The organism is Burkholderia sp. Ap-955, assembly GCF_011753045.1.
Classification (GTDB): domain Bacteria; phylum Pseudomonadota; class Gammaproteobacteria; order Burkholderiales; family Burkholderiaceae; genus Burkholderia; species Burkholderia lata_D.
The window spans coordinates 76,600-97,776 of sequence record NZ_VWWH01000009.1; the positions used below are offsets into that span (position 1 = coordinate 76,600).

At 67.4% G+C, this 21,177-nt stretch carries 19 protein-coding genes; 10 read left to right on the forward strand and 9 right to left on the reverse strand.

From position 1 onward, the window contains the following. Positions 1-60 precede the first annotated feature (60 nt). Complete coding sequence (gene aceB / locus F3J15_RS08015) at positions 61-1,653, reverse strand: malate synthase A (protein ID WP_166889576.1); 1,593 nt, start codon at positions 1,651-1,653, stop codon at positions 61-63. Positions 1,654-1,720: 67 nt separating this feature from the next. Further along, positions 1,721-2,482: a haloacid dehalogenase type II gene (locus F3J15_RS08020; protein ID WP_166889579.1), complete on the reverse strand. Its 762-nt coding sequence runs from the start codon at positions 2,480-2,482 to the stop codon at positions 1,721-1,723. 157 nt (positions 2,483-2,639) lie between these two features. Here F3J15_RS08020 and F3J15_RS08025 point away from each other — a divergent pair, with 157 nt between their 5' ends. Further along, on the forward strand, positions 2,640-3,545 hold the full coding sequence (locus F3J15_RS08025; RefSeq protein WP_069248301.1) for a LysR family transcriptional regulator: 906 nt from the start codon (positions 2,640-2,642) through the stop codon (positions 3,543-3,545). Positions 3,546-3,704: 159 nt separating this feature from the next. Continuing rightward, the gene (locus F3J15_RS08030) at positions 3,705-4,139 is read left to right on the forward strand and encodes a universal stress protein (protein WP_031399397.1); all 435 of its coding nucleotides are present in this window, start codon (positions 3,705-3,707) and stop codon (positions 4,137-4,139) included. 199 nt (positions 4,140-4,338) lie between these two features. On the opposite strand, the gene aceA is transcribed toward F3J15_RS08030, so the two are convergent. The 3 genes from aceA to F3J15_RS08045 all read right to left on the reverse strand — a co-directional run bounded on the left by aceA (position 4,339) and on the right by F3J15_RS08045 (position 8,235). Then, positions 4,339-5,646, reverse strand: a complete 1,308-nt coding sequence (gene aceA / locus F3J15_RS08035) for an isocitrate lyase (RefSeq protein ID WP_069248300.1) — start codon at positions 5,644-5,646, stop codon at positions 4,339-4,341. Positions 5,647-6,057: 411 nt separating this feature from the next. Next, a complete protein-coding gene (locus tag F3J15_RS08040; RefSeq protein ID WP_166889582.1) occupies positions 6,058-7,602 on the reverse strand; it encodes a DEAD/DEAH box helicase in 1,545 nt (514 codons plus the stop codon). Positions 7,603-7,965: 363 nt separating this feature from the next. Beyond that, entirely contained in the window at positions 7,966-8,235 is a 270-nt protein-coding gene (locus F3J15_RS08045; protein ID WP_166889585.1) for an acyl-CoA-binding protein, read from the reverse strand. 148 nt (positions 8,236-8,383) lie between these two features. Between F3J15_RS08045 and tsaB the strand changes: the two genes are divergently transcribed. Genes tsaB through F3J15_RS08065 form a run of 4 tightly spaced genes read left to right on the forward strand, consistent with a single transcriptional unit; the run spans position 8,384 to position 11,634 of the window. Beyond that, positions 8,384-9,151 carry a tRNA (adenosine(37)-N6)-threonylcarbamoyltransferase complex dimerization subunit type 1 TsaB gene (gene tsaB, locus F3J15_RS08050; protein ID WP_089445880.1) on the forward strand — a complete coding sequence of 256 codons (768 nt, stop codon included), beginning with the start codon at positions 8,384-8,386 and terminating at the stop codon, positions 9,149-9,151. Next, positions 9,148-9,648: a ribosomal protein S18-alanine N-acetyltransferase gene (gene rimI, locus F3J15_RS08055; protein WP_069248297.1), complete on the forward strand. Its 501-nt coding sequence runs from the start codon at positions 9,148-9,150 to the stop codon at positions 9,646-9,648. Before tsaB ends, rimI begins: the two co-directional genes overlap by 4 nt. Then, complete coding sequence (locus tag F3J15_RS08060) at positions 9,635-10,672, forward strand: uracil-DNA glycosylase (protein WP_166889588.1); 1,038 nt, start codon at positions 9,635-9,637, stop codon at positions 10,670-10,672. The genes rimI and F3J15_RS08060 overlap by 14 nt, the downstream gene beginning before the upstream one ends. Continuing rightward, on the forward strand, positions 10,669-11,634 hold the full coding sequence (locus F3J15_RS08065) for a DUF1853 family protein (protein WP_069248295.1): 966 nt from the start codon (positions 10,669-10,671) through the stop codon (positions 11,632-11,634). The genes F3J15_RS08060 and F3J15_RS08065 overlap by 4 nt, the downstream gene beginning before the upstream one ends. Positions 11,635-11,652: 18 nt before the next feature. Here F3J15_RS08065 and thiD read toward each other — a convergent pair whose 3' ends face one another. Both thiD and lplT read right to left on the reverse strand, forming a co-directional pair. After that, complete coding sequence (gene thiD, locus F3J15_RS08070; RefSeq protein WP_166889591.1) at positions 11,653-12,462, reverse strand: bifunctional hydroxymethylpyrimidine kinase/phosphomethylpyrimidine kinase; 810 nt, start codon at positions 12,460-12,462, stop codon at positions 11,653-11,655. A gap of 58 nt (positions 12,463-12,520) precedes the next feature. After that, positions 12,521-13,828 carry a lysophospholipid transporter LplT gene (lplT, locus tag F3J15_RS08075; protein ID WP_069248293.1) on the reverse strand — a complete coding sequence of 436 codons (1,308 nt, stop codon included), beginning with the start codon at positions 13,826-13,828 and terminating at the stop codon, positions 12,521-12,523. A gap of 218 nt (positions 13,829-14,046) precedes the next feature. On the opposite strand from lplT, the gene alr reads away from it, so the two are divergent. The 3 genes from alr to F3J15_RS08090 all read left to right on the forward strand — a co-directional run bounded on the left by alr (position 14,047) and on the right by F3J15_RS08090 (position 16,917). Beyond that, the gene (gene alr / locus F3J15_RS08080; RefSeq protein ID WP_069248292.1) at positions 14,047-15,117 is read left to right on the forward strand and encodes an alanine racemase; all 1,071 of its coding nucleotides are present in this window, start codon (positions 14,047-14,049) and stop codon (positions 15,115-15,117) included. A gap of 11 nt (positions 15,118-15,128) precedes the next feature. Beyond that, the gene (gene radA, locus F3J15_RS08085) at positions 15,129-16,505 is read left to right on the forward strand and encodes a DNA repair protein RadA (protein ID WP_069248291.1); all 1,377 of its coding nucleotides are present in this window, start codon (positions 15,129-15,131) and stop codon (positions 16,503-16,505) included. Between the two features lie 145 nt (positions 16,506-16,650). After that, positions 16,651-16,917 (forward strand): DUF2866 domain-containing protein, encoded by a 267-nt coding sequence (locus F3J15_RS08090; RefSeq protein WP_039342663.1) that lies wholly within the window; start codon positions 16,651-16,653, stop codon positions 16,915-16,917. Between the two features lie 181 nt (positions 16,918-17,098). Here the strand turns inward: F3J15_RS08090 and F3J15_RS08095 are convergent, their stop codons facing one another. Next, positions 17,099-19,030, reverse strand: a complete 1,932-nt coding sequence (locus F3J15_RS08095; RefSeq protein ID WP_166889594.1) for an ATP-binding cassette domain-containing protein — start codon at positions 19,028-19,030, stop codon at positions 17,099-17,101. A 136-nt stretch (positions 19,031-19,166) separates the two neighbouring features. Here F3J15_RS08095 and F3J15_RS08100 point away from each other — a divergent pair, with 136 nt between their 5' ends. Further along, the gene (locus tag F3J15_RS08100; protein WP_039342668.1) at positions 19,167-19,646 is read left to right on the forward strand and encodes a glutathione peroxidase; all 480 of its coding nucleotides are present in this window, start codon (positions 19,167-19,169) and stop codon (positions 19,644-19,646) included. Positions 19,647-19,709: 63 nt separating this feature from the next. On the opposite strand, the gene cls is transcribed toward F3J15_RS08100, so the two are convergent. After that, on the reverse strand, positions 19,710-21,149 hold the full coding sequence (gene cls / locus F3J15_RS08105) for a cardiolipin synthase (RefSeq protein ID WP_089445876.1): 1,440 nt from the start codon (positions 21,147-21,149) through the stop codon (positions 19,710-19,712). Positions 21,150-21,177 lie beyond the last annotated feature (28 nt).

The window sequence follows — 21,177 nt, forward strand, 5'->3', positions numbered from 1 at the left end:
CGTCATCGCATGCGACCGGCGCAGACGCAGGGCCGGCCCCGGTCGAGGCGGGCAGCGACGTCAGATTTCCTCGTACAGCGGCAGCGTCAGGAATTCGGTGAAGCCTTCCGACGTCGACATCTGCTCGAAGATCGCCGCGGCGCGCTCGTACGGCTGCGTGTTGCCGCCGACCGAGCGCTTCACGTTGTCGAGTTCGGCCTTCGCGAATTCACGCACGAGTTCCGCGGTGACCTTGCGGCCGTCGTCGAGCACGCCCTTCGGCGAGCGGATCCATTGCCACACCTGCGAACGGGAGATCTCGGCCGTGGCCGCGTCTTCCATCAGGTTGTGGATCGGCACGCAGCCGTTGCCGTCGAGCCATGCGCCGAGGTAGTGGATGCCGACGTTGATGTTGTTGCGCAGGCCGGCTTCGGTGATCGGCGCTTCCGGCTGGAAGTCGAGCAGGTTCTTGCCTTCGACCTGCACGTCGTCGCGCTGCTTCGCGATCTGGTTCGGCTTGTCGCCGAGCACCTTGACGAATTCTTCCATCGCGATCGGCACGAGGCCCGGGTGGGCCACCCAGCCGCCGTCGTAGCCGTCGGTCGCGTCGCGCTGCTTGTCCGAGCGCACGCCGCCCATGGCCTTGTCGTTCGCTTCCGGATCGTTCTTGATCGGGATCAGCGCGCTCATCCCGCCGATCGCCGGCGCGTTGCGCTTGTGGCAGGTCTTCAGCAGCAGCAGCGCGTACGCGCGCATGAACGGCACCGTCATCGTGATCTTCGAACGCTCGGCGAGGCAGAAGTCGCGGTCGTTCTTGAATTTCTTGATCGCCGAGAAGATGTAGTCCCAACGGCCGGCGTTCAGGCCCGAGCTGTGTTCGCGCAGTTCGTACAGGATCTCGTCCATCTCGAACGCGGCGAGGATCGTCTCGATCAGCACCGTCGCGCGGATCGTGCCGCGCGGCACACCGACGCCTTCCTGCGCGGCGACGAAGATGTCGTTCCACAGGCGCGCCTCGAGATGGCTTTCCATCTTCGGCAGGTAGAAGTACGGGCCCGAGCCGCGCGCGAGCAGTTCCTTCGCGTTGTGGAACAGGAACAGTGCGAAATCGAAGATGCCGCCGGACACGCGCTGGCCGTCGACCGTCACGTGCTTCTCGTCGAGGTGCCAGCCGCGCGGACGCACGATCAGCGTCGCGACCTTGTCGTTCAGCTGGTACGACTTGCCGTTCTGCTCGAGCGAGATCGTGCGGCGCACCGCGTCCTTCAGGTTGATCTGGCCGTCGATCTGGTTCGTCCAGCTCGGCGCGTTCGAATCCTCGAAGTCCGTCATGTACGAATCGGCGCCCGAGTTCAGCGCGTTGATGACCATCTTGCGCTCCACGGGGCCCGTGATCTCGACACGGCGGCATTGCAGGTCGGCCGGCAGCGGCGCGACCTTCCAGTCGCCTTCGCGGATCGCCTTCGTCTCGGCCAGGAAGTCTGGGCGCTCGCCCGCGTCGAGGCGTTTCGTGCGCTCGACGCGCGCATGCAGCAGCGCCTGGCGGCGCGGCTCGAACGTGCGGTGCAGCGCTGCGACGAGTGCGAGCGCTTCGGGCGTCAGGATTGCTTCGTAACCCGGCTTGATTTCGCCGGTGATCGCCATGCCTTGCGGCAGCGTGATCGGGGTGCTCATGAGTCTCATCTCCTTGGTCGGTCAGTTGCGGTTTCGGTGAAGGGGGAAGGCGGCAGCGCTGCGAACGTCATGCACCCGGGCTGGGGCGCGTGCGGTTTGCGGGTCTGCCGGACGGAGCCGGGGTGGCGAGGAATGCGAGCAGGTCGGCCATGCCGGAGCCGGTGCCGTCGGGCGGCGCGCCGAGTTCCTCGGCGGGCGCGCCCGTGCGGTTGAGCCAGAACGTCGTGTAGCCGAACCAGACGGCGCCGGCGACGTCCCACGCGTTCGACGACACGAACACGATGCCGCGCCGGTTCGGCCCGAACGCGTCGGTGCCGAGCGCGTAGGCGGCCGGGCTCGGCTTGTACGCGCGCACGGTGTCGGCCGACAGCACGCGATCGAACAGCCCGGACATGCCGGCGCTCTTGATCGCGATGTCGAGCATCTGCGGCGTGCCGTTCGACAGGATCCCGAGCGGCGGGCGCGGGTCGAGCGCGCGCAGCTTGCGCAGCGCGGGCACCGTATCGGGATAGGTGGACAGGCACGCGTATTCGTCCATCAGCCGCTTCTCGGCCGCGCTGTTCAGCGCGAGCCCGAGCCGGCGCGCGGCGAACCGCAGCGCATCGAGCGTGATGTCCCGGAACGGGCGATAGCGGGCGCCGGCCGGATCGGCGAGCGTGCGCAGTTGCGAGTATTCGATTTGCTTGCGTCGCCACAACTGCGACAACCGTTCCCCGTGACCGGGAAACATCTGCTCCGCCGCGGCCAGGACCGCACGCACGTCGAACAACGTGCCGAATGCGTCGAAGAGGATTGCGTCGGGAGAGGAGAGTGTCGTTGTGGCCGACATAGCCTTGCGCTCCAGTTTCAGAGGTCAGGTGAATTCTATTCGTGATCGTATGTGCTAAAAAAGACGCTAAACATCACTTGATCTTTTACTTTCATATACATAATCTTGAGCGGTTTAAGCCATTTGAAGGGCGGCAGCGCGCCGCCCCCTGTGAGTCATGGACCGGTTCAAGCAGATCGAAACGTTCGCCGCGGTCGCGGCAAAGGGCAGCCTGTCGGCGGCCGCGCACGCGGAAGGTGTCGCGCCGGCGATCATCGGCCGCCGGCTCGACGCGCTCGAGGAGCGGCTCGGCGTGAAACTGCTGGTGCGCACGACGCGCAAGCTCACGCTGACGTTCGAGGGTTCGGCGTTCCTCGAGGATTGCCAGCGCGTGATCAACGACATGCAGAACGCGGAGGCGAGCGTGTCCGCCGGCGGCGTCAAGGCGAGCGGCCACCTGCGCATTTCCGCGCCGGCCGGCTTCGGCCGGCGGCACGTCGCGCCGCTCGTGCCCGAATTCAGCGTCGGGCATCCGGACGTATCGGTCACGCTCGACCTGTCCGACCGGATGGTCGACCTCGTCAACGAGGGGTTCGATTGCGCGGTGCGGCTCGGCGAGCTGCCCGACTCGTCGCTCGTGTCGCTGAAGCTCGGCGAGAACCGCCGCGTGTGCGTCGCGTCGCCCGCGTATCTCTCCCGGCGCGGCACGCCGGCCACGCTCGCCGAGCTGGCGCGGCACAACTGCCTCGCGCTCGCGGCAAATGCGAACCAGCAACGCGGCTGGACGTTCCAGGAAGACGACAAGGTCGTGTCGATCCGCGTGAACGGCACGATGGAATGCTCGGACGGTGCGGTGCTGCACGAGTGGTGCCTGGAGGGTCACGGGCTCGCGTGGCGCTCGTGGTGGGAGGTCGGCGAGGACATCGCGGCCGGCCGGCTCGTCAGCGTGCTCGACGCGTTCGCCGCCCCGCCGATCGGCATTCACGCGGTGTTCCCGCAGCGCCGGCATCTGCCGCTGCGCGTGCGGCTGTTTCTCGATTACCTGAAGCACACGTACGAGCAGCCTGGATATTGGGGCGAGTAGGCCACGCGTGCCCGCGCGTTTCCGATATGAGGGCGAACCCGCTGCGCGGCCCGGCCGTGTGCTTTCACGTCCTACAATCGAAACTGGCATGCCCCACGCGACGCAGCCGGACCGCCCGGAAGCGCGGCGCGCGGAGTGCGATTGACGAAGGAGGGCGCGATGTTCCGGCACATCCTCGTTCCAACCGACGGTTCCGAACTGTCGCAGAAGGCGATCGACGGCGCGATCGACCTGGCGCGCGCGGTCGGTGCGCGGGTTACGGCCTACGCGTGCCTGCCGCAGTATCCGTACTCGCCGTTTTCCGAAGTGATCATCGAGCCGCCCGCCGATTTCCGGGCGCGCAGCGAGCGCGAGGCGCGCGCGCATCTCGACGAGGTCGAATCGGCCGCGAAGGCGGCCGGCGTCGATTGCGACACCTGGACGAGCGTGCATCCGTCGCCGTATCTCGGCATCATCGAGGCGGCCGAACGCGGCGGCTGCGACGTGATCTTCATGGCGTCCCACGGTCGCCGCGGGCTCGGCAGCTTGCTGATCGGCAGCGAGACGCAGCGCGTGCTGACCCATACGAAAATTCCGGTGATCGTGTATCGGTAGGGCGGCGCCCTGGAAAAAAGGCGCGCCGGACGGAGCCGGCGCGCGTCATTGCTGGCGGCCCGCAGGCCGCGCGGCCGGTCGCGCGATCGGTATCGCGCGCCTGCCGTCTCCTCCCTGATTGTTGTTCGGTGGCCGATGCCCGCCGTCGCAAGACGAGGTCGGGCATCGGCATGACGCGTGGCGCGTCGTGTTTTTCTGCTTACGCGACCTTCTTGCCGTCGAAGAACTGTTCGTCCTCGGTCGAGCCGTGCAATGCGGTGGTCGATGCTTCGCGCTCGACCGTCTGCGTCACGGCGTCGAAGTAGCCGGTGCCGACTTCGCGCTGGTGCTTGACCGCCGTGAAGCCCTTGTCCGCTGCCGCGAACTCGGCCTGCTGCAATTCGACGAATGCGCTCATCTGCGTGCGGGCATAGCCGTGCGCGAGGTTGAACATCGAGTAGTTCAGCGCATGGAAGCCGGCCAGCGTGATGAACTGGAACTTGTAGCCCATCGCGCCGAGCTCCTTCTGGAACTTCGCGATCGTCGCGTCGTCGAGGTTCTTCTTCCAGTTGAACGACGGCGAGCAGTTGTACGACAGCAGCTTGCCCGGGAACTGCTTGTGGATCGCTTCCGCGAACTTCTTCGCGTACTCGAGATCCGGCTTGCCCGTTTCGCACCAGACCAGGTCGGCGTACGGCGCGTACGCGAGACCGCGCGAGATCGCCTGTTCGATGCCCGGCTTCGTGCGGAAGAAGCCTTCCACCGTGCGCTCGCCCGTCAGGAACGGCTTGTCGTTGTCGTCGACGTCGGACGTGATCAGGTCGGCCGCTTCCGCGTCGGTGCGGGCGACCAGCACGGTCGACGTGCCCATCACGTCGGCCGCGAGACGTGCGGCCGACAGCTTCGCGACGGCCTCACGCGTCGGCACGAGCACCTTGCCGCCCATGTGGCCGCACTTCTTCACCGACGCGAGCTGGTCCTCGAAGTGGACGCCCGACGCACCGGCTTCGATCATCGCCTTCATCAGTTCGAATGCATTCAGCACGCCGCCGAAACCGGCTTCCGCATCGGCGACGATCGGTGCGAAGAAGTCGACGTAGCCTTCGTCGCCCGGGTTCTTGCCTTCCGACCACTGGATCTGGTCGGCGCGCGTCAGCGTGTTATTGATGCGCTTCACGACGAGCGGCACCGAGTTTGCCGGGTACAGCGACTGGTCCGGGTACATTTCGCCCGCGACGTTCGCGTCGCCGGCCACTTGCCAGCCGGACAGGTAGATCGCCTTCAGGCCGGCCTTCACCTGCTGCATCGCCTGGTTGCCGGTCAGTGCGCCGAGTGCGTTGACGAACGGCTCATTGTTGACGAGGCTCCACAGCTTTTCCGCACCGCGCTTGGCGAGCGTGTGCTCGATCGGGATCGAACCACGCAGCCGGACCACGTCCTCAGCCGAGTAGCTGCGCTTGATGCCTTTCCAGCGCGGATCGGTTTCCCATTGCTTTTGCAGTTCCTGTGCCTGTTGCTGTCGCGACATGATGAGCTCCTTGATGCGATGCGATGCCTGATGGGTTGACTCTGACGGTGTTGACGCTGTTCTCGAAGCCGGAAGCGGCGCGTTCGGTTTCGTGAGGTCTTGTATAAGAGTCTAGGCAAATCGACTGGAGCAGGACAGGGGGCGGGTGGAGGCGTCGGGTAAATTTTTAATTGTTTTAAATCAATATCTTGAAATTGTAATTTCGGGATAAGAAATGCTTTTTCCCATCCTGCAATCGACCGGGTTGTGCCGCGCAGCATGATTTTTTACGACACAAAAAAATTTTCCGTATCGTGAAATGTAGGGCGGGGCGAAAAAAAACCGGCGCGGATGCGCCGGTTGGCTGGATGGGCAGGGCGGTTATCCGCGGGTCTGCCCTCCGTGGGGCGGCCCATGGCCGCCCGTGTGTGCTTACGACGCGGGGTTGCTGCGACGCGGGCCGCCGCTGCGCTGGCCGTCGCGACGCGGGCCGCCGTCACGGCTGCCGCCCGGCTTGCCGCTCCAGCCGCCGCCATTGCCGCCACCGTAGCTGCGGCCGTTGCCGTTGCCGCCATAACCGCCGCCCGGCTTGCCGCCGAAACGACGACCGCCGTTGCCGCCACCCGGACGGCCACGGCCACCGGTACCGCCGTTGCGCGGGGGCGCCTTGCGCGGCTCGAAGCCTTCGATCACGTTGACCGGCAGCGGCGAGCGCACGAAGCGCTCGATGCGCTTGAGCGCGCCTTGCTCGGCGTGGTGCACGAGGCTCACTGCCGTGCCCGAACGGCCTGCACGGCCCGTACGGCCGATACGGTGCACGTAGTCTTCCGCGAACTTCGGCAGGTCGTAGTTGAACACGTGCGTGATGCCCGGGATGTCGATGCCGCGTGCCGCGACGTCGGTGGCCACCAGCACGCGCACACGGCGCTCGCGCAGCGCACGGATCGTGCGGTTACGCGCGCCCTGCGGCAGGTCGCCGTGCAGCGCGGCCGATTCGAAGCCTGCGTCGGCGAGACGGCCGGCGAGCTGGTCGGCGTCGATCTTGGTCGCCGTGAAGATGATCGCCTGGTCGAGCGCGTCGTCGCGCAGCAGGTGATCGAGCAGGCGATCCTTGTGGTCGCGGTCGTCGACGTAGTGCACGGTCTGCGCGATGTTCGCGCGCGACTCGAGGCGCTGCTGGATCTCGATACGTTCCGGATCCTTCAGCAGGCGGCTCGTCAGCGAACCGATCTTGCCGTCGAGCGTGGCCGAGAACAGCATCGTCTGGCGCGACGCGGGGGTGGCGGCGACGATCGTTTCGATGTCGTCAATGAAGCCCATGTCGAGCATGCGGTCGGCTTCGTCCAGCACGAGCATCTTCAGCTCGGACAGGTCGATACGGCCGCGCTCGAGGTGGTCGAGCAGACGGCCCGGCGTGGCGACCAGGATTTCCGGGTTCTTCGCGAGCAGCATCAGCTGCTGGCCGTAGGCGACGCCGCCGAGGATGCTGACCGTGCGCAGGCGCTTCAGGTGCTTGCCGTAGGTCGTTGCGGCCGTGGTGACCTGCATCGCGAGTTCACGGGTCGGCGTCAGCACGAGCAGGCCCGGGCGCGCGACGGGTTGCGGGCGGCGCGCGCGGCGGTCGCCCTGGTTCGGTTCGCGCGGCGCGCGCGGTTGCTGCGCCTGCGCCTTCTGGAGCTGCGCGAAACGTTCGATCGCGGGCAGCATGAATGCGGCGGTCTTGCCCGAACCGGTCGGGCTCGAGACCAGCAGGTCACGGCCGGCGATGCCGGCCGGAATCGCGCGCTGCTGGACCGGCGTCGGCTTCACATAGCCGGCGGCCTGCAGCGCGGAGACGATCTCCGGCGACAACCCGAGCGACGCGAAGTTCGGCTCGTCCGACGCCGGTTCGACCGCGGCCGGTGCGGCGGCGTCGTCGAGACCGAGCGCCTGGTCGGCGATCGCGTTGAGCGGGCTGGAGTTGATGCTCGAAGTCATAACAATCCTTGAAACACAGTGGGTGAAACGTCGGCGCCAATCGCGCATACCCAAGTCGTCGGATTCAGCGAGCAAATCGGGAAACGGGGGTGCAATCCGCCGAACCGTCGGCGGATGAGGCATTAGAAGCTGTTTTGGGTGCGGCGCGCTTCAGGAGCGTGGCCGCCAGCCTGATAAGTGACGACCGTGAAGGTCGAAGCAGGAGGGGACAGGTTCTAAACCGGATTGGAGCTTAACGCTACGAGGCGCCAGGCCGGAACGGCTTGCGAGCCGAGCGCGGAAGATGACGCAGGCAGCATTATAAAGAGATTTGCTGCGCTGCGCCACTGATTTGATTGCCTATTGCGGCAGGGGGCGATTCGGTCAGGAAGTTGTGCCGTTCTTCAGCGATTCGACGAGTTCGATGTATTGCTGCTTCGCTGCATCCTGCGACGTGCCCTTCAGCGCATCCCACGCGTCGTACTTGTATTTGCCGACGATGTCGGTGAAGCCCGGCTTGTCGCCATGGGCGTCGCCGTCGGTCGCCTGCTTGAAGAGTGCGTACAGGCGCAGCAGGGTCAGGTTGCCCGGCCGTTCCGTCAGTTGCTTGACGTCGATCTGGGCCTGGTCGAATTGGGCGGTGAGTTCGCTCATCGGGTGTCTCCGTAAGGGTTTCAGGTCGGGCGATCTTAACAAGCGGACCGCCGCGCGGGGTCGAGCGATCCTTCCAAACCGCCACCCGGTGCGGCGCACACGCACGGATCGGGCCCGATCGCCCGTGGGAGCGGGGCGCCGCATTACAATGTCGCCCATGACGCAAACAGTGCTCCTCGCCATCGATACGTCGACCGAATACTGCTCGGTCGCGCTGCTGCGCTCGGCCCACGCCGATGACGCCGTTTCCACCCCGCAAACCTGGGTCCGCCACGAACTGACGGGCGCCGTGTCGAGCACGCGCGTGCTGCCGGCCATCCAGGACCTTTTCGCCGAATCGGGGCTGACGCTCGCCGATTGCGACGCGATCGCGTTCGGCTCAGGCCCCGGCTCGTTCACGGGCCTGCGTACCGCGACAGGCATCACCCAGGGTCTCGCGTTCGGGCGCGGGCTGCCGGTCGTGCCGATCGGCACGCTGCTCGCGTGTGCCGAGCACGCACGGCTGCGCGCGCCTGGCACGACCCGCGTGCTGGCCGCGCTGGACGCGCGGATGGATGAAGCCTACTGGGCGGATTTCGCGTGGGACGACAGCACCGGCGACTGGCGCACGCTGCATCCGGCTTCGCTCGATGCGCCGGGCGCCGTCGGCGTGCCCGATGCACCGTTCACGCTCGCGGGCAATGCGGCCGCCGCGTTCGGCGCGCAGTTGCCGGCTGCGGCGCACGCGGCCGTGATCGACGGCGACGCGATGCCGCATGCGCTGGCGGTCGCCCATGCCGCCCTGCGTGCGTTCCGCGCCGGCCGCGCTGTGCCCGCCGATCAGGCCGCGCCGGAGTACGTGCGCGACAAGGTCGCGCAGACCACCGCCGAGCGCGTTGCGGCACGGGCCGCGCAGACGGGTGGAGCGAAGGGATGACGGGCGTCCTGCTGAGCGACCGCTATCTGGCGCCGATGACGGATGCCGATCTCGACGAGGTCGTCGCGATCGAGCACGTCGCGTACGAATTCCCGTGGAGCCGCGGCAATTTCGAGGATTCGTTGCGCAACGGCTATCTGGGCGTGTGCCTGCGGCACGTGACGGGTTCGTTGATCGGCTATTGCGTACTGATGCCCGTGGTCGACGAGATGCACCTGCTGAACCTGTGCGTCGCGCCGGCCGCGCAGTGCGCGGGCGCGGGCCTGGCGCTGCTGCGCGAGGCCGTGCGCATTTCGCGCGCGGAAGGGCTCGACGGCGTGCTGCTCGAGGTGCGGCCGTCCAATCTGCGCGCGATCCATCTGTACGAGCGTTTCGGCTTCTTGACGATCGGCCGGCGCAAGAATTATTACCCGGCGAAGCATCGCAGCCGCGAGGACGCGATCGTGATGCGTCTGACGCTGAACAAGGACAAAGGGGACGCGCATGGCATGGGCTGAAGCGGCGCTCGAGGAAATGGGCCTCGCGCAGATCTGGGTGCGGCGCGGGCAAAGCGCGGATGAAGGCACGGCCGAGGGCGCGGCAGCCGAAGCGCACACCGCCGCGCAAACCGGTGCCGTGGACGCCACACCGGCCGTCGCGACCGAGCGACCTGCGCGGACCGCGCGTACGCCGGTGCAGGGCGACGCACCGCCGGCGGTGGCGCGAAGCGTCGATGCGTCGCCGGCTCGCGAGCCGGCCGCCGCCCCGTCGCGCCGCGTCGACGACGGCGATCGCGCGCCTGCACCGGTCATGCCGGTCGCGTCGACCGACACGATGCCGCCGATGGACGACATGCCGCCTGCCGGACCCGACGATTTCGCGTGGTTCGATGCTGCGCCGCCGGGCGATCCCATGCCGGTGGCCGAATCGCGCCCCGTCGGTACGCCGGTTGCCGCGCTCGACTGGGATGCGCTGGCCGCGCGCGTGGCCGACTGCACGCTGTGCGGTCTGTGCGAGAAGCGGACCAACACAGTGTTCGGCGTCGGCGACCGCGAAGCGGACTGGATGCTGATCGGCGAAGCGCCGGGCGAGAACGAGGACAAGCAGGGCGAGCCGTTCGTCGGCCAGGCCGGCAAGCTGCTCGACAACATGCTGCACTCGCTGTCGCTCAAGCGCGGCGACAACGTGTACATCGCGAACGTGATCAAGTGCCGGCCGCCCGGCAACCGCAATCCCGAGCCGGACGAGGTCGCGAGCTGCGAGCCGTATCTGCAGCGCCAGGTCGCGCTCGTGAAGCCGAAGCTGATCGTCGCGCTCGGCCGCTTCGCCGCGCAGACGCTGCTGAAGACGGACGCGAGCATCGCGTCGCTGCGCGGCCGCGTGCATGCGTACGAAGGCGTGCCGGTGATCGTGACCTACCATCCGGCATACCTGCTGCGCAGCCTGCCGGACAAGTCGAAGGCGTGGGCCGACCTGTGCCTCGCGCGCGACACGTTCCAGCGCGCAGAAGGCGGCGACGCGAACGGGCCGGCCGGACAATGACGACCGGCGCGGCGTTCGCATTCGTCGATACGCTGCACGACGTCGCGGTTCGGGATCTGGGCTGGCTGCTGGCCAGCCCGAGCCTGCTGACCGCGGTCCCGGACGCGCCGCTGGCGCGCCCGTGGCTGGATGCGGTGGGACAGTCGGCCGTCGAAGCATGGCTCGCCGCGCTCGATGCGCAGCCCGAGCCGCTGCATCGCGCGCTCGACGGTTTCCGGCCCACCCGGCTCGGCCGCTACGCCGAATGCCTGCTCGAGTATTTCCTGACGCACGGGCCGTCGCTGCGGCTCGTCGCGGCCAATCTGCCGCTGCGCAGCAACGGCAAGACGCTCGGCGAAGTCGATTTTCTCGTCGATGCCCCGGACGGGCAGCGCCTGCACTGGGAACTCGCGGTGAAGTGCTACCTGTGCGCACCGGTGCAAGCCGGTGCATCGCTTGCCGATTTCGTCGGCCCCAACCTCGTCGACCGGTTCGACCGCAAGCGCACTCGGTTACTCGAGCACCAGCTGCGGCTCGGCGATCGCGACGGGTTTGCGCGGCTCGGCTACGGCGCGCCGTCCGACGCGCAGATGTTCATCAAGGGCTGGTTGTTCTACCCCTACGGCGCGCCGCTGCCGCCGGTGTCCGCGGAAATCGCGCCGGATCACCCGCACGGTTTCTGGCTGACGCACGCGCAGTGGCCGGCCTGGGCGGCCGCCCAGCGTGCCGGCGTCGCGTGGAGCGTGTTGCCGCGGCTTGCGTGGCTGGCGCCGCGACGGGCTGCCGCCGGTAGCGGATTCGAACCCGAAACGCTGGCGGCTACGCTGGAACTGCCGCCGGTGTTGACGACGCGCGAGGCGCCCGCGCTGATCGGCATCCATGAAAAGGGTAGTGACGGCACGTGGCGCGAAACGGCGCGCGGCTTCGTCGTGCCGGACGACTGGCCGGTACGCGCCCAGGCGTTCGCGGCGCAGGATCACTGACGCCGCGCCAGCCGGCGCTCACCACCAGCGATGGAAGTGATGGACGGGGCCGACGCCGTGACCGACGTCGAGGTGGCTGCTCGCGGCGATCGCGCCGGTCAGGTAGGTCTTGGCTTCGCGTACCGCGCTTTCAAGGTCGGGCTGCTGCGGCAGCAGCGCGGCGATCGCCGACGACAGCGTGCAGCCGGTGCCGTGCGTGTTGCTGACCGGCACGCGTGCGCCGTCGAGCCGCACCGTGCGGGTCGCTTCGACGAGCCAGTCGGGGCTCGCGGACGCGTCCGGCAGGTGACCGCCTTTCATCAACACGGCGCGCGCGCCCGTCTGCAGCAATGCCTGGCCTTGCCGGACCATGTCGTCTTCGGTGGTTGCGGGCACATCGTTCAGCAGCGCGGCCGCTTCGGGCAGGTTCGGCGTCACGACCGTCGCGAGCGGCAGCAGCGCGTCGCGCAACGCGTCGACGGCATCGGGTGCGAGCAGCGCGTGCGAGCTCTTCGAGATCATCACCGTGTCGAGCACGACGAAGCGCGGTGTGTAGCGCCGCAGCGCGTCGGCGACCGCGTGCACGATCGCCGCATTCGCGAGCATCCCGATCTTGACCGCATCGATGCGGATATCGCCGAACACCGCGTCGAGTTGCGCGGTCACGAACGCCGCGTCCGGGGCGTGCACGCCCGTCACGCCGCGCGTGTTCTGCGCGGTCAGCGCGGTGATCACGCTCGCGCCATACGCGCCGAGCGCGGAAAAGGTCTTCAGGTCGGCCTGGATGCCTGCGCCGCCGCCCGAATCGGAGCCGGCGATCGTCAGGATGTTGGGTATCGGGTGCGTCATGAGGGCAACGCGCCGGTTCGAGGGCCGGCGCCGGCGGACGGAAACGGGAAGTGTAGCGTCAGTGCCGCGATTCGCCGATCAGCGCGACCGAGTCGAACTGGCGCTGGTTTGCCTGGTGACGACGCATCACGAGCCACATCGTCAGGCAGACGAACGTGCCGAACAGTACGATCACGACGCCGACCGGCACGTCGAGCCACACGAGCACCGCATACAGGCACAGCATCACGAGCACCGACAGGTTCTCGTTGAAGTTCTGCACCGCGATAGAGTGGCCGGCCGACAGCAGCACGTGGCCGCGATGCTGCAGCAGCGCGTTCATCGGAACGACGAAGTAGCCGGACAATGCGCCGACGCACATCAGGAAGATGTACGCGATGATCAGGTACACGGGCATGCGCAGGTGGCCGATGTGCACGGCCCAGTTCGACGGGAACAGGTCGCGCGTGTAGAACGCCATCAGCATCACCGCGATGCCCATGATGATGCCGACGGGCAGCACGGTCAGCGACTTCTTCAACGGGATTCGGGCGGCAGCAGCGATTGCGCCGGCCGCGACGCCCACGGCAACCACCGCCTGCAGGATCGCGCCTTCCGACAGCGACATGCCGAGCGACACTTCAGCCCACTTCAGCACGATGAACTGCAGCGTCGCGCCCGCGCCCCAGAACAGCGTCGTGACCGCCAGCGAGATCTGGCCGAGCTTGTCGCGCCACAGCACCATGAAGCAGTCGGCGAAATCAGTGAGGAGCTTGACCGGGCCGCGTTCCTGCTTCGGGTAGCGGGCGCCCGTATCGGGGATGCGCAGGTTGAACAGCGCGGCGATCACGTAGATCGCCATGATGATCGCCATCGCCGCTTCGGCGGGCGTGCCGATCCAGGCTGGCGTGTGCGCGATCACGTGCGACGCGATGTGCGGGCTGATCAGCGCACCGCCGAGCACGGTGCCGAGAATGATCGAGCTGACGGTCGTGCCTTCGATCCAGCCGTTCGCGGCGACCAGCCGGTCGGCCGGCAGCAGCTCGGTGAGGATGCCGTATTTCGCGGGCGAGTAGGCCGCCGCGCCGAAGCCGACGATCCCGTACGCAATCAACGGGTGGGCGCCGAACAGCATGATCATGCAGCCGACGACCTTGATCGAGTTGGTGATGAACATCACGCGGCCCTTCGGGCGCGAATCCGCGAAGGCGCCGACATAGGCCGCCAGCACCACATAGGACAACACGAAGAACAGCTTCAACAGCGGTGTCATCCAGTTGGGGGCGTGGAGGTCTTTCAGCAGGGCGATGGCGGCGATGAGGAGCGCATTGTCGGCCAGCGACGAGAAAAACTGCGCGGCCATGATGGTGTAAAAACCTTTTTTCATCTGATGCGATGCTTTCGTCGCTGCGGCAGGGCCGCGTAGGCCGCCTGGTATGCGATCGGCTTATTCCGTTCGAAATGGGTTGTGCGCACGGCTTTATAACATGAAAATACGCCAATTCGGACTAGCAAGATTCCCCGATCGTTCCGCAAATTGTCGGCTTCAGTGCTCAAAAGGCGCGGTAAGCTGATGATTCGCAAGCGTCTTTACGTAAATTTCCCATGCCGCGCCCGATCTCCGCCACCATCCATACCGCCGCTCTCGCGAACAATCTCTCCGTCGTCCGCCGCTTTGCCGGCCCGTCCAAGGTCTGGGCGGTCGTCAAGGCCAACGCGTACGGTCACGGTCTCGCGCGTGTGTTTCCCGGCCTGCGCGGCACCGACGGCTTCGGCCTGCTCGACCTCGACGAGGCCGTCAAGCTGCGCGAGCTCGGCTGGGCCGGCCCGATCCTGCTGCTCGAAGGGTTCTTCCGCTCGACCGACATCGACGTGATCGACCGCTACAGCCTGACGACGACCGTCCACAACGACGAGCAGATGCGGATGCTGGAAACGGCGCGGCTGTCGAAGCCCGTCAACGTGCAGCTCAAGATGAACAGCGGGATGAACCGGCTCGGCTACCAGCCGGAAAAATACCGCGCCGCTTGGGAGCGCGCCCGCGCATGCCCCGGCATCGGCCAGATCACGTTGATGACCCATTTTTCGGACGCGGACAACGAGCGCGGCGTCGCCGAGCAGCTCGCGACGTTCGAGCGCGGCGCGGAAAGCATCGCCGGCGCGCGCAGCCTCGCGAACTCCGCGGCCGTGCTGTGGCATCCGGACACGCACTTCGACTGGGTGCGCCCGGGGATCGTGCTGTACGGCGCGTCGCCGTCCGGGCTGTCGTCCGACATCGCCGATACCGGGCTGAAGCCCGCGATGACGCTTGCGTCCGAGCTGATCGCGGTGCAGACGATCGGGAAGGGCCAGGCGATCGGCTATGGCTCGACGTTCTCCGCACAGGCGCCGATGCGGATCGGCGTGGTCGCGTGCGGTTACGCGGACGGCTATCCGCGGGTCGCGCCCGAAGGCACGCCGGTGATCGTCGACGGCATCCGCACGCGGATCGTCGGTCGCGTATCGATGGACATGATCACCGTCGACCTGACCCCGTGCCCGCAGGCCGGCGTCGGCGCGCGCGTCGAGCTGTGGGGCAACGCGCTGCCGATCGACGACGTCGCCCGCCATTGCGGCACGATCGGCTACGAGCTGATGTGCGCGGTCGCCGGCCGCGTGCCCGTGCGCGCGGAATAAGGGCGTCGCGCGTGGCCAAACAGAAAACCGTATACGTCTGCAGCGAGTGCGGCGGACAGACCCCGAAGTGGCAGGGCCAATGCCCGTCGTGCCAGGCCTGGAACACGCTGGTTGAATCGGCCGCCGAGGCGCCGTCGGCCCACCGTTTCCAGTCGCTCGCCAAGCGGGCGCCCGTCCAGCGTCTCGTCGACATCGAAGCGGCCGACGTGCCGCGCTTCTCGACCGGCATCGGCGAATTCGACCGCGTGCTCGGCGGCGGGCTGGTCCCGGGCGGCGTCGTGCTGATCGGCGGCGATCCGGGCATCGGCAAGTCGACGCTGCTGCTGCAGTCGCTCGCGGATATCGCGAGCGAGCGGCGCGCGCTCTATATCAGCGGTGAGGAGTCGGCCGCGCAGATCGCGTTGCGCGCGCAACGGCTTGCGCTGCTCGACGGCGGTGCGGCGGCGGATGAACTGAAGCTGCTCGCCGAGATCCAGCTCGAGAAGATCCAGGCCGCGATCGACACGGAACGGCCGGACGTGGCCGTGATCGACTCGATCCAGACCGTCTATTCGGAAGCGCTCACATCGGCGCCGGGCTCGGTCGCGCAGGTGCGCGAGTGCGCGGCGCAGCTCACGCGCATCGCGAAGCAGTCGGGCACCGCGATCATCATGGTCGGGCACGTGACGAAGGAGGGCAACCTGGCCGGCCCGCGCGTGCTCGAGCACATCGTCGACACCGTGCTGTACTTCGAAGGCGACACGCATTCGTCGTTCCGGCTCGTGCGCGCGTTCAAGAACCGTTTCGGGGCGGTCAACGAACTCGGCGTGTTCGCGATGACCGAGCGCGGGCTGCGCGGCGTCGCGAATCCGTCCGCGCTGTTCCTGTCGCAGCACGAGCAGGTCGTGCCCGGCTCGTGCGTGCTCGTCACGCAGGAAGGCACGCGCCCGCTGCTCGTCGAAATCCAGGCGCTCGTCGATACGGCGCACGTGCCGAACCCGCGCCGGCTCGCGGTCGGCCTCGAGCAGAACCGGCTCGCGATGCTGCTCGCGGTGCTGCACCGGCACGCGGGCATCGCGGCCTTCGACCAGGACGTGTTCCTCAATGCCGTGGGCGGCGTGAAGATCACCGAGCCGGCCGCCGACCTCGCGGTGCTGCTGGCGATCCATTCGTCGATGCGCAACAAGGCGCTGCCGAAGGGGCTGATCGTGTTCGGCGAAGTCGGGCTGGCGGGCGAGATCCGGCCGTCGCCGCGCGGGCAGGAACGGCTGCGCGAAGCCGCGAAGCTCGGTTTCACGTCCGCGCTGATTCCGAAGGCGAATGCGCCGAAGCAGCCGATCGAAGGGCTGAACGTGATGGCCGTCGATCGGCTCGAACAGGCGATCGACCGCGTGCGCGATCTCGAGTGACCGGCCCGGAAGGCGCCCGCCCATGCGTGCGTGCGTTCTGTCGCGTAATTCGTTGTAAAGAAGATGTAGGCTCCTGTAACCCGACGGACATCGCTTTTCCCTATCCTTTGCCGGATTGTCGAACCGCGCAATGCGAAGGGATCCTATGTTGAAATCGTATGGGGAAGCGCCGAGCGGACGCCTTTACAACCTGCGTGGCTGCCGCGTGTCGGAGCCGATCCGCCAGCCCTGGGGCGGCGGATGCCGGATCGTCGAATGGATCGACGACGAGGGGCGCCTGGCGCGCAAGGTCGTGTCCGAGGACGTGACGGAAGCGGAAGTCGCTGCGGCGATCCGGCGGCCAACCGAAGGGCGCCGGCACCTGATGGGCGACGACGAGCAGATGCCGCGCGACACGTTGCCGCGACGCTGAGCCGGCAACGCGGCGAATCGGGTGACTGCGGTAATGAATGAACAGGCCGGGCCGGCGCGCCCGGCCTTGTCGTATCTGGGCCCGCCCACGGCCCGATGGTCTGTCGAGGTACTGCGATGCCGCGGAGCCAGTCGGCACGCCGGGCTGGCCGGCGTTTCGGCTAGCCGTGCCGCGACGGCGGTCAGCCGATCTGCTCGAGTTCTTCCTGCGCGGCGAGCCAGTCGGCCTCGACCGTTTCGAGACGCGTGTTGACGTCCCCGAGCTTGCGGATCGCATCGGTCAGTTCCGTCTTGCGCTCGGCCTCGTAGCTCGCCGGATCGGCGACGAATGCGTCGAGGCGCGCCTTCTCCGCGTGCAGCGTCTCCATTTCCTTTTCGAGCTTCGTGATGCGCGTCTGCAGCGGCTTTTTCAGCACCGACAGGCGCTGCCGCTCCTCGGCGGCCTGACGCTTCTGGTCCTTGCGGTTGGCCGCGGCACCCGCGCCCGCCGCCGCCGCGCTGTCGGCCTTCGCGGCGGCGCGCTGCTCGGCCGCGTGCTGCAGTAGCCAGTCACGGTAGTCGTCGAGGTCGCCGTCGAACGGCTGCAGCCGGTGCTTCGCGACCAGCATGAACTGGTCGGTCGTCGCGCGCAGCAGGTGGCGGTCGTGCGAGACGAGGATCAGCGTGCCTTCGAACTGCGCGAGCGCCATCGTCAGCGCATGGCGGGTTTCGAGGTCGAGGTGGTTGGTCGGTTCGTCGAGCAGCAGCAGGTTCGGCTTCTGCCAGATGATCAGCGCGAGCGCGAGGCGTGCCTTTTCACCGCCCGAAAACGGCCCGACCGGGGTGGTCGCCATGTCGCCCGAGAAGTTGAAGCCGCCGAGGAAGTCCCGCAGCTCCTGTTCGCGCGTGTCGGGCGCGAGCCGTGCCAGATGCGCGAGCGGGGAATCATCTTCGCGCAGCGTTTCGAGCTGGTGCTGCGCGAAATAGCCGATCGTCAGCCCCTTGCCGTCGCGCACGTGCCCCGACAGCGGCGCGAGCGTGCCGGCCAGCGTCTTGATCAGCGTCGACTTGCCCTGGCCGTTCGCACCGAGCAGGCCGATGCGCTGGCCGTTCTGGATCGACAGCGCGACGCGCTCGACGATCGGGATTTCCGCTCCGCCGTCGGCGTGGTAGCCGCAGCGGACGTCTTCCATCACCATCATCGGGTTCGGCGCGGCATCGGGCGTGCGGAATTCGAACGTGAATGGCGACGCGATGTGCGCGGGCGCGATCAGCTCCATCTTTTCCAGCGCCTTCATCCGGCTCTGCGCCTGCTTGGCCTTGGTCGCCTTGGCCTTGAAGCGGTCGACGAAGCTCTGCAGGTGTTCGATCGTCTTCTGCTGCTTTTCGTACGCGCTTTGCTGCAGCGCCAGTTGCTGCGCGCGCAGCACTTCGAACTGCGAGTAGTTGCCGCCGTAGCGCTTCACCTGGCGGTTTTCCAGATGCAGCGTGACATTGCAGATCGAATCGAGGAATTCGCGGTCGTGCGAAATCACGACGAGCGTGCCGGGGTAGCGGTGCAGCCAATCCTCGAGCCAGACGATCGCGTCGAGGTCGAGGTGGTTCGTCGGTTCGTCGAGCAGCAGCAGGTCGGAACGGCACATCAGCGCCTGCGCGAGGTTCAGGCGCATGCGCCAGCCGCCGGAGAAGCTGGCGACGGATTCGCGCGTCTGCGCGAGCGTGAAGCCGAGGCCGAGCAGCAGCGCCTCGGCGCGGGCAGGCGCGGTGTAGCCGTCGGCGTCGGCGAACGCCGCATGCGCGTCGGCTTCGGCGGCGCCGTCATGCGCGGCGGAGGCGGCGGCGATGCGGGCCTCGATCTCGCGCAGCGCGGCGTCGCCGTCGAGCGTGTAGTCGAGCGCCGAGCGGTCGACCGCGGGCGTTTCCTGCGACACATGGGCGATCCGCCACGACGGCGGCATCGAGAAATCGCCGCCGTCCGAGTGCAGCTCGCCGCGCAGGACCGAGAACAGGGTCGACTTGCCGGCGCCGTTCGCGCCGATCAGGCCGGCTTTCTCGCCGGGATTGAGCACGAAGGAGGTCGACTCGAACAGCGGCTTGGTGCCGCGCGCAAGGCTGAACTGATTGAAACGGATCACGGCGGAAATGACTGGCCAAAACCGCTATTCTAGACTGCGCGCCGCTCGCGCCGGGCATTGGCCGTTCGGCGGATGCCGCAACGGGGCAATTTCGCCTAGACTCCACGTCGATCCGGTTTCGTAAAAGGAGTGCCCGATGTCCACCCTGTATTCGTTCAGCGCAGAGACGCTTGCCGGCGCGCCGGCGTCGCTCGATGCGTATCGCGGCAAGGTGCTGCTGATCGTCAACACCGCGAGCGAGTGTGGTTTCACACCGCAGTACGCGGGCCTGCAGAAGTTGTACGACCAGTACGCGGCACGCGGCTTCTATGTGCTCGGCTTCCCGTGCAACCAGTTCGGCAAGCAGGAGCCCGGCGACGCCACGCAGATCGGCGCGTTCTGCGAGCGCAATTACGGCGTCACGTTCCCGATGTTCGCGAAGATCGACGTGAAGGGCGACCATGCGCATCCGCTGTACCGCTACCTGACCGACGAGGCGCCCGGCATTCTCGGCCTCAAGGCGATCAAGTGGAATTTCACGAAATTCCTGGTCGATCGTGATGGGCGCATCGTCAAGCGCTACGCGCCGTCGACCAAGCCGGAGGAAATCGCCGCGGATATCGACAAGCTGCTGTGACGGCTGCCGGCGGCGTTCACGGCGCCGGTGCGGGTCGCACGGGCGCCGCCGCCGTCCCGGCCGTTAGAGGATCGGTGCGAACAATCGCGCGACGTGCATCGCGATGCGCCGCCAGGCGGGCGATTGGCGGTATTCGCTCGCATCGACCTCGTACGCCTGCGCGAAATCGGCATCGAGCATCGTCTCGACTTCGTCGGCGAACGTGCGATCGACGGTCAGCACCATGATCTCGAAATTGAGGCGGAACGAACGGTTGTCTAGATTCGCGCTGCCGATCGCCGCCGCGATGCGGTCGATCAGCACGACCTTCTGGTGCAGGAAGCCGGGCCGGTAGCGGAACACCTTGACGCCCGCATCGACCAGGTCGCGCGCGTACAGCTTCGACGCCTCGAATACCACGTAGTGATCGCGCCGGCTCGGGATCAGGATGCGCACGTCGACGCCGCGCATCACGGCGAGCTTCAGCGCGGAGATCACGGCTTCGTCGGGGACGAGGTACGGCGTGGTGATCCAGACCCGCTCGCGCGCGGCGTTGATCGCCTCGACGAAGAACAGCGAGCCCGTCTCCTGCTTGTCGGCCGGGCCCATCGGCACCGCGAGGCAATGCATGTTGTCGCCGGGCAGTGCGGGCGGCGGTAGCGCGAGCGGCGGTAGCTTCTGCGTTGCCCAGTGCCAGTCTTCGGCGAACACGTACTGGATGCTGGCGACCACCGGGCCGCGGATCTCGATGTGCGTGTCGCGCCACGGCGACAGGCGCGGCTTCGCGCCGAGATACTCGACGCCGATGTTGTGGCCGCCGACGAACGCGCGATTGCCGTCTACGACGACGATCTTGCGGTGGTTGCGGAAGTTGAGCTGGAAGCGGTTGACGAACGTCCGGTTGGTCGCGAACGGGTGAACCTCCACGCCGCCCCGGCGCAGCGTGTCGACGTAGCTGTGCGGCAGGTCGAAGCTGCCGATGCTGTCGTACAGCAGGCAGCAGCGCACGCCCGCTGCCGCACGCGCGAGCAGTGAGTCGCGCATCATCCGGCCGAGTGCATCGTCGCGCACGATGAAGAACTGCACCACCACGTAGTCGCGCGCGGCGTCGATGGCCGCCAGGATCGCCGAGAACGTCGCGTCGCCGTTCACGAGCGTGCGCACCGAATTACCGCCGAGGAACGGCATGCCGCCGAGCCGCGTGAGCGCGAGCACCGCGGCCTGGCCGATTGCGTCGGCGGCCGGCCCGTCAGTCGCGTCGGTGCTGAGCCAGGGCGAGCGCGGTGTGTGCATGCGCAACATTTCCAGCTCGTGGCGCCGGGCGTCGACGTAGCCGGAGAACTTGCTGCGGCCGAGGAACAGGTACGGAATGAGCGTCAGGTACGGCATGGCCGCGAGCGAGACGGCCCACGCGATCGCGCCTTGAGACGTGCGCGTGTTCATGATCGCGTGGAATGCCGCGACGATCCCGAGCACGTGGATGGTCAGGATCAGGGTGCCGAGATGTAGCCAGTCGAGGGTCATGGGCGCGTGACGGACTCCTGAGGTCGTG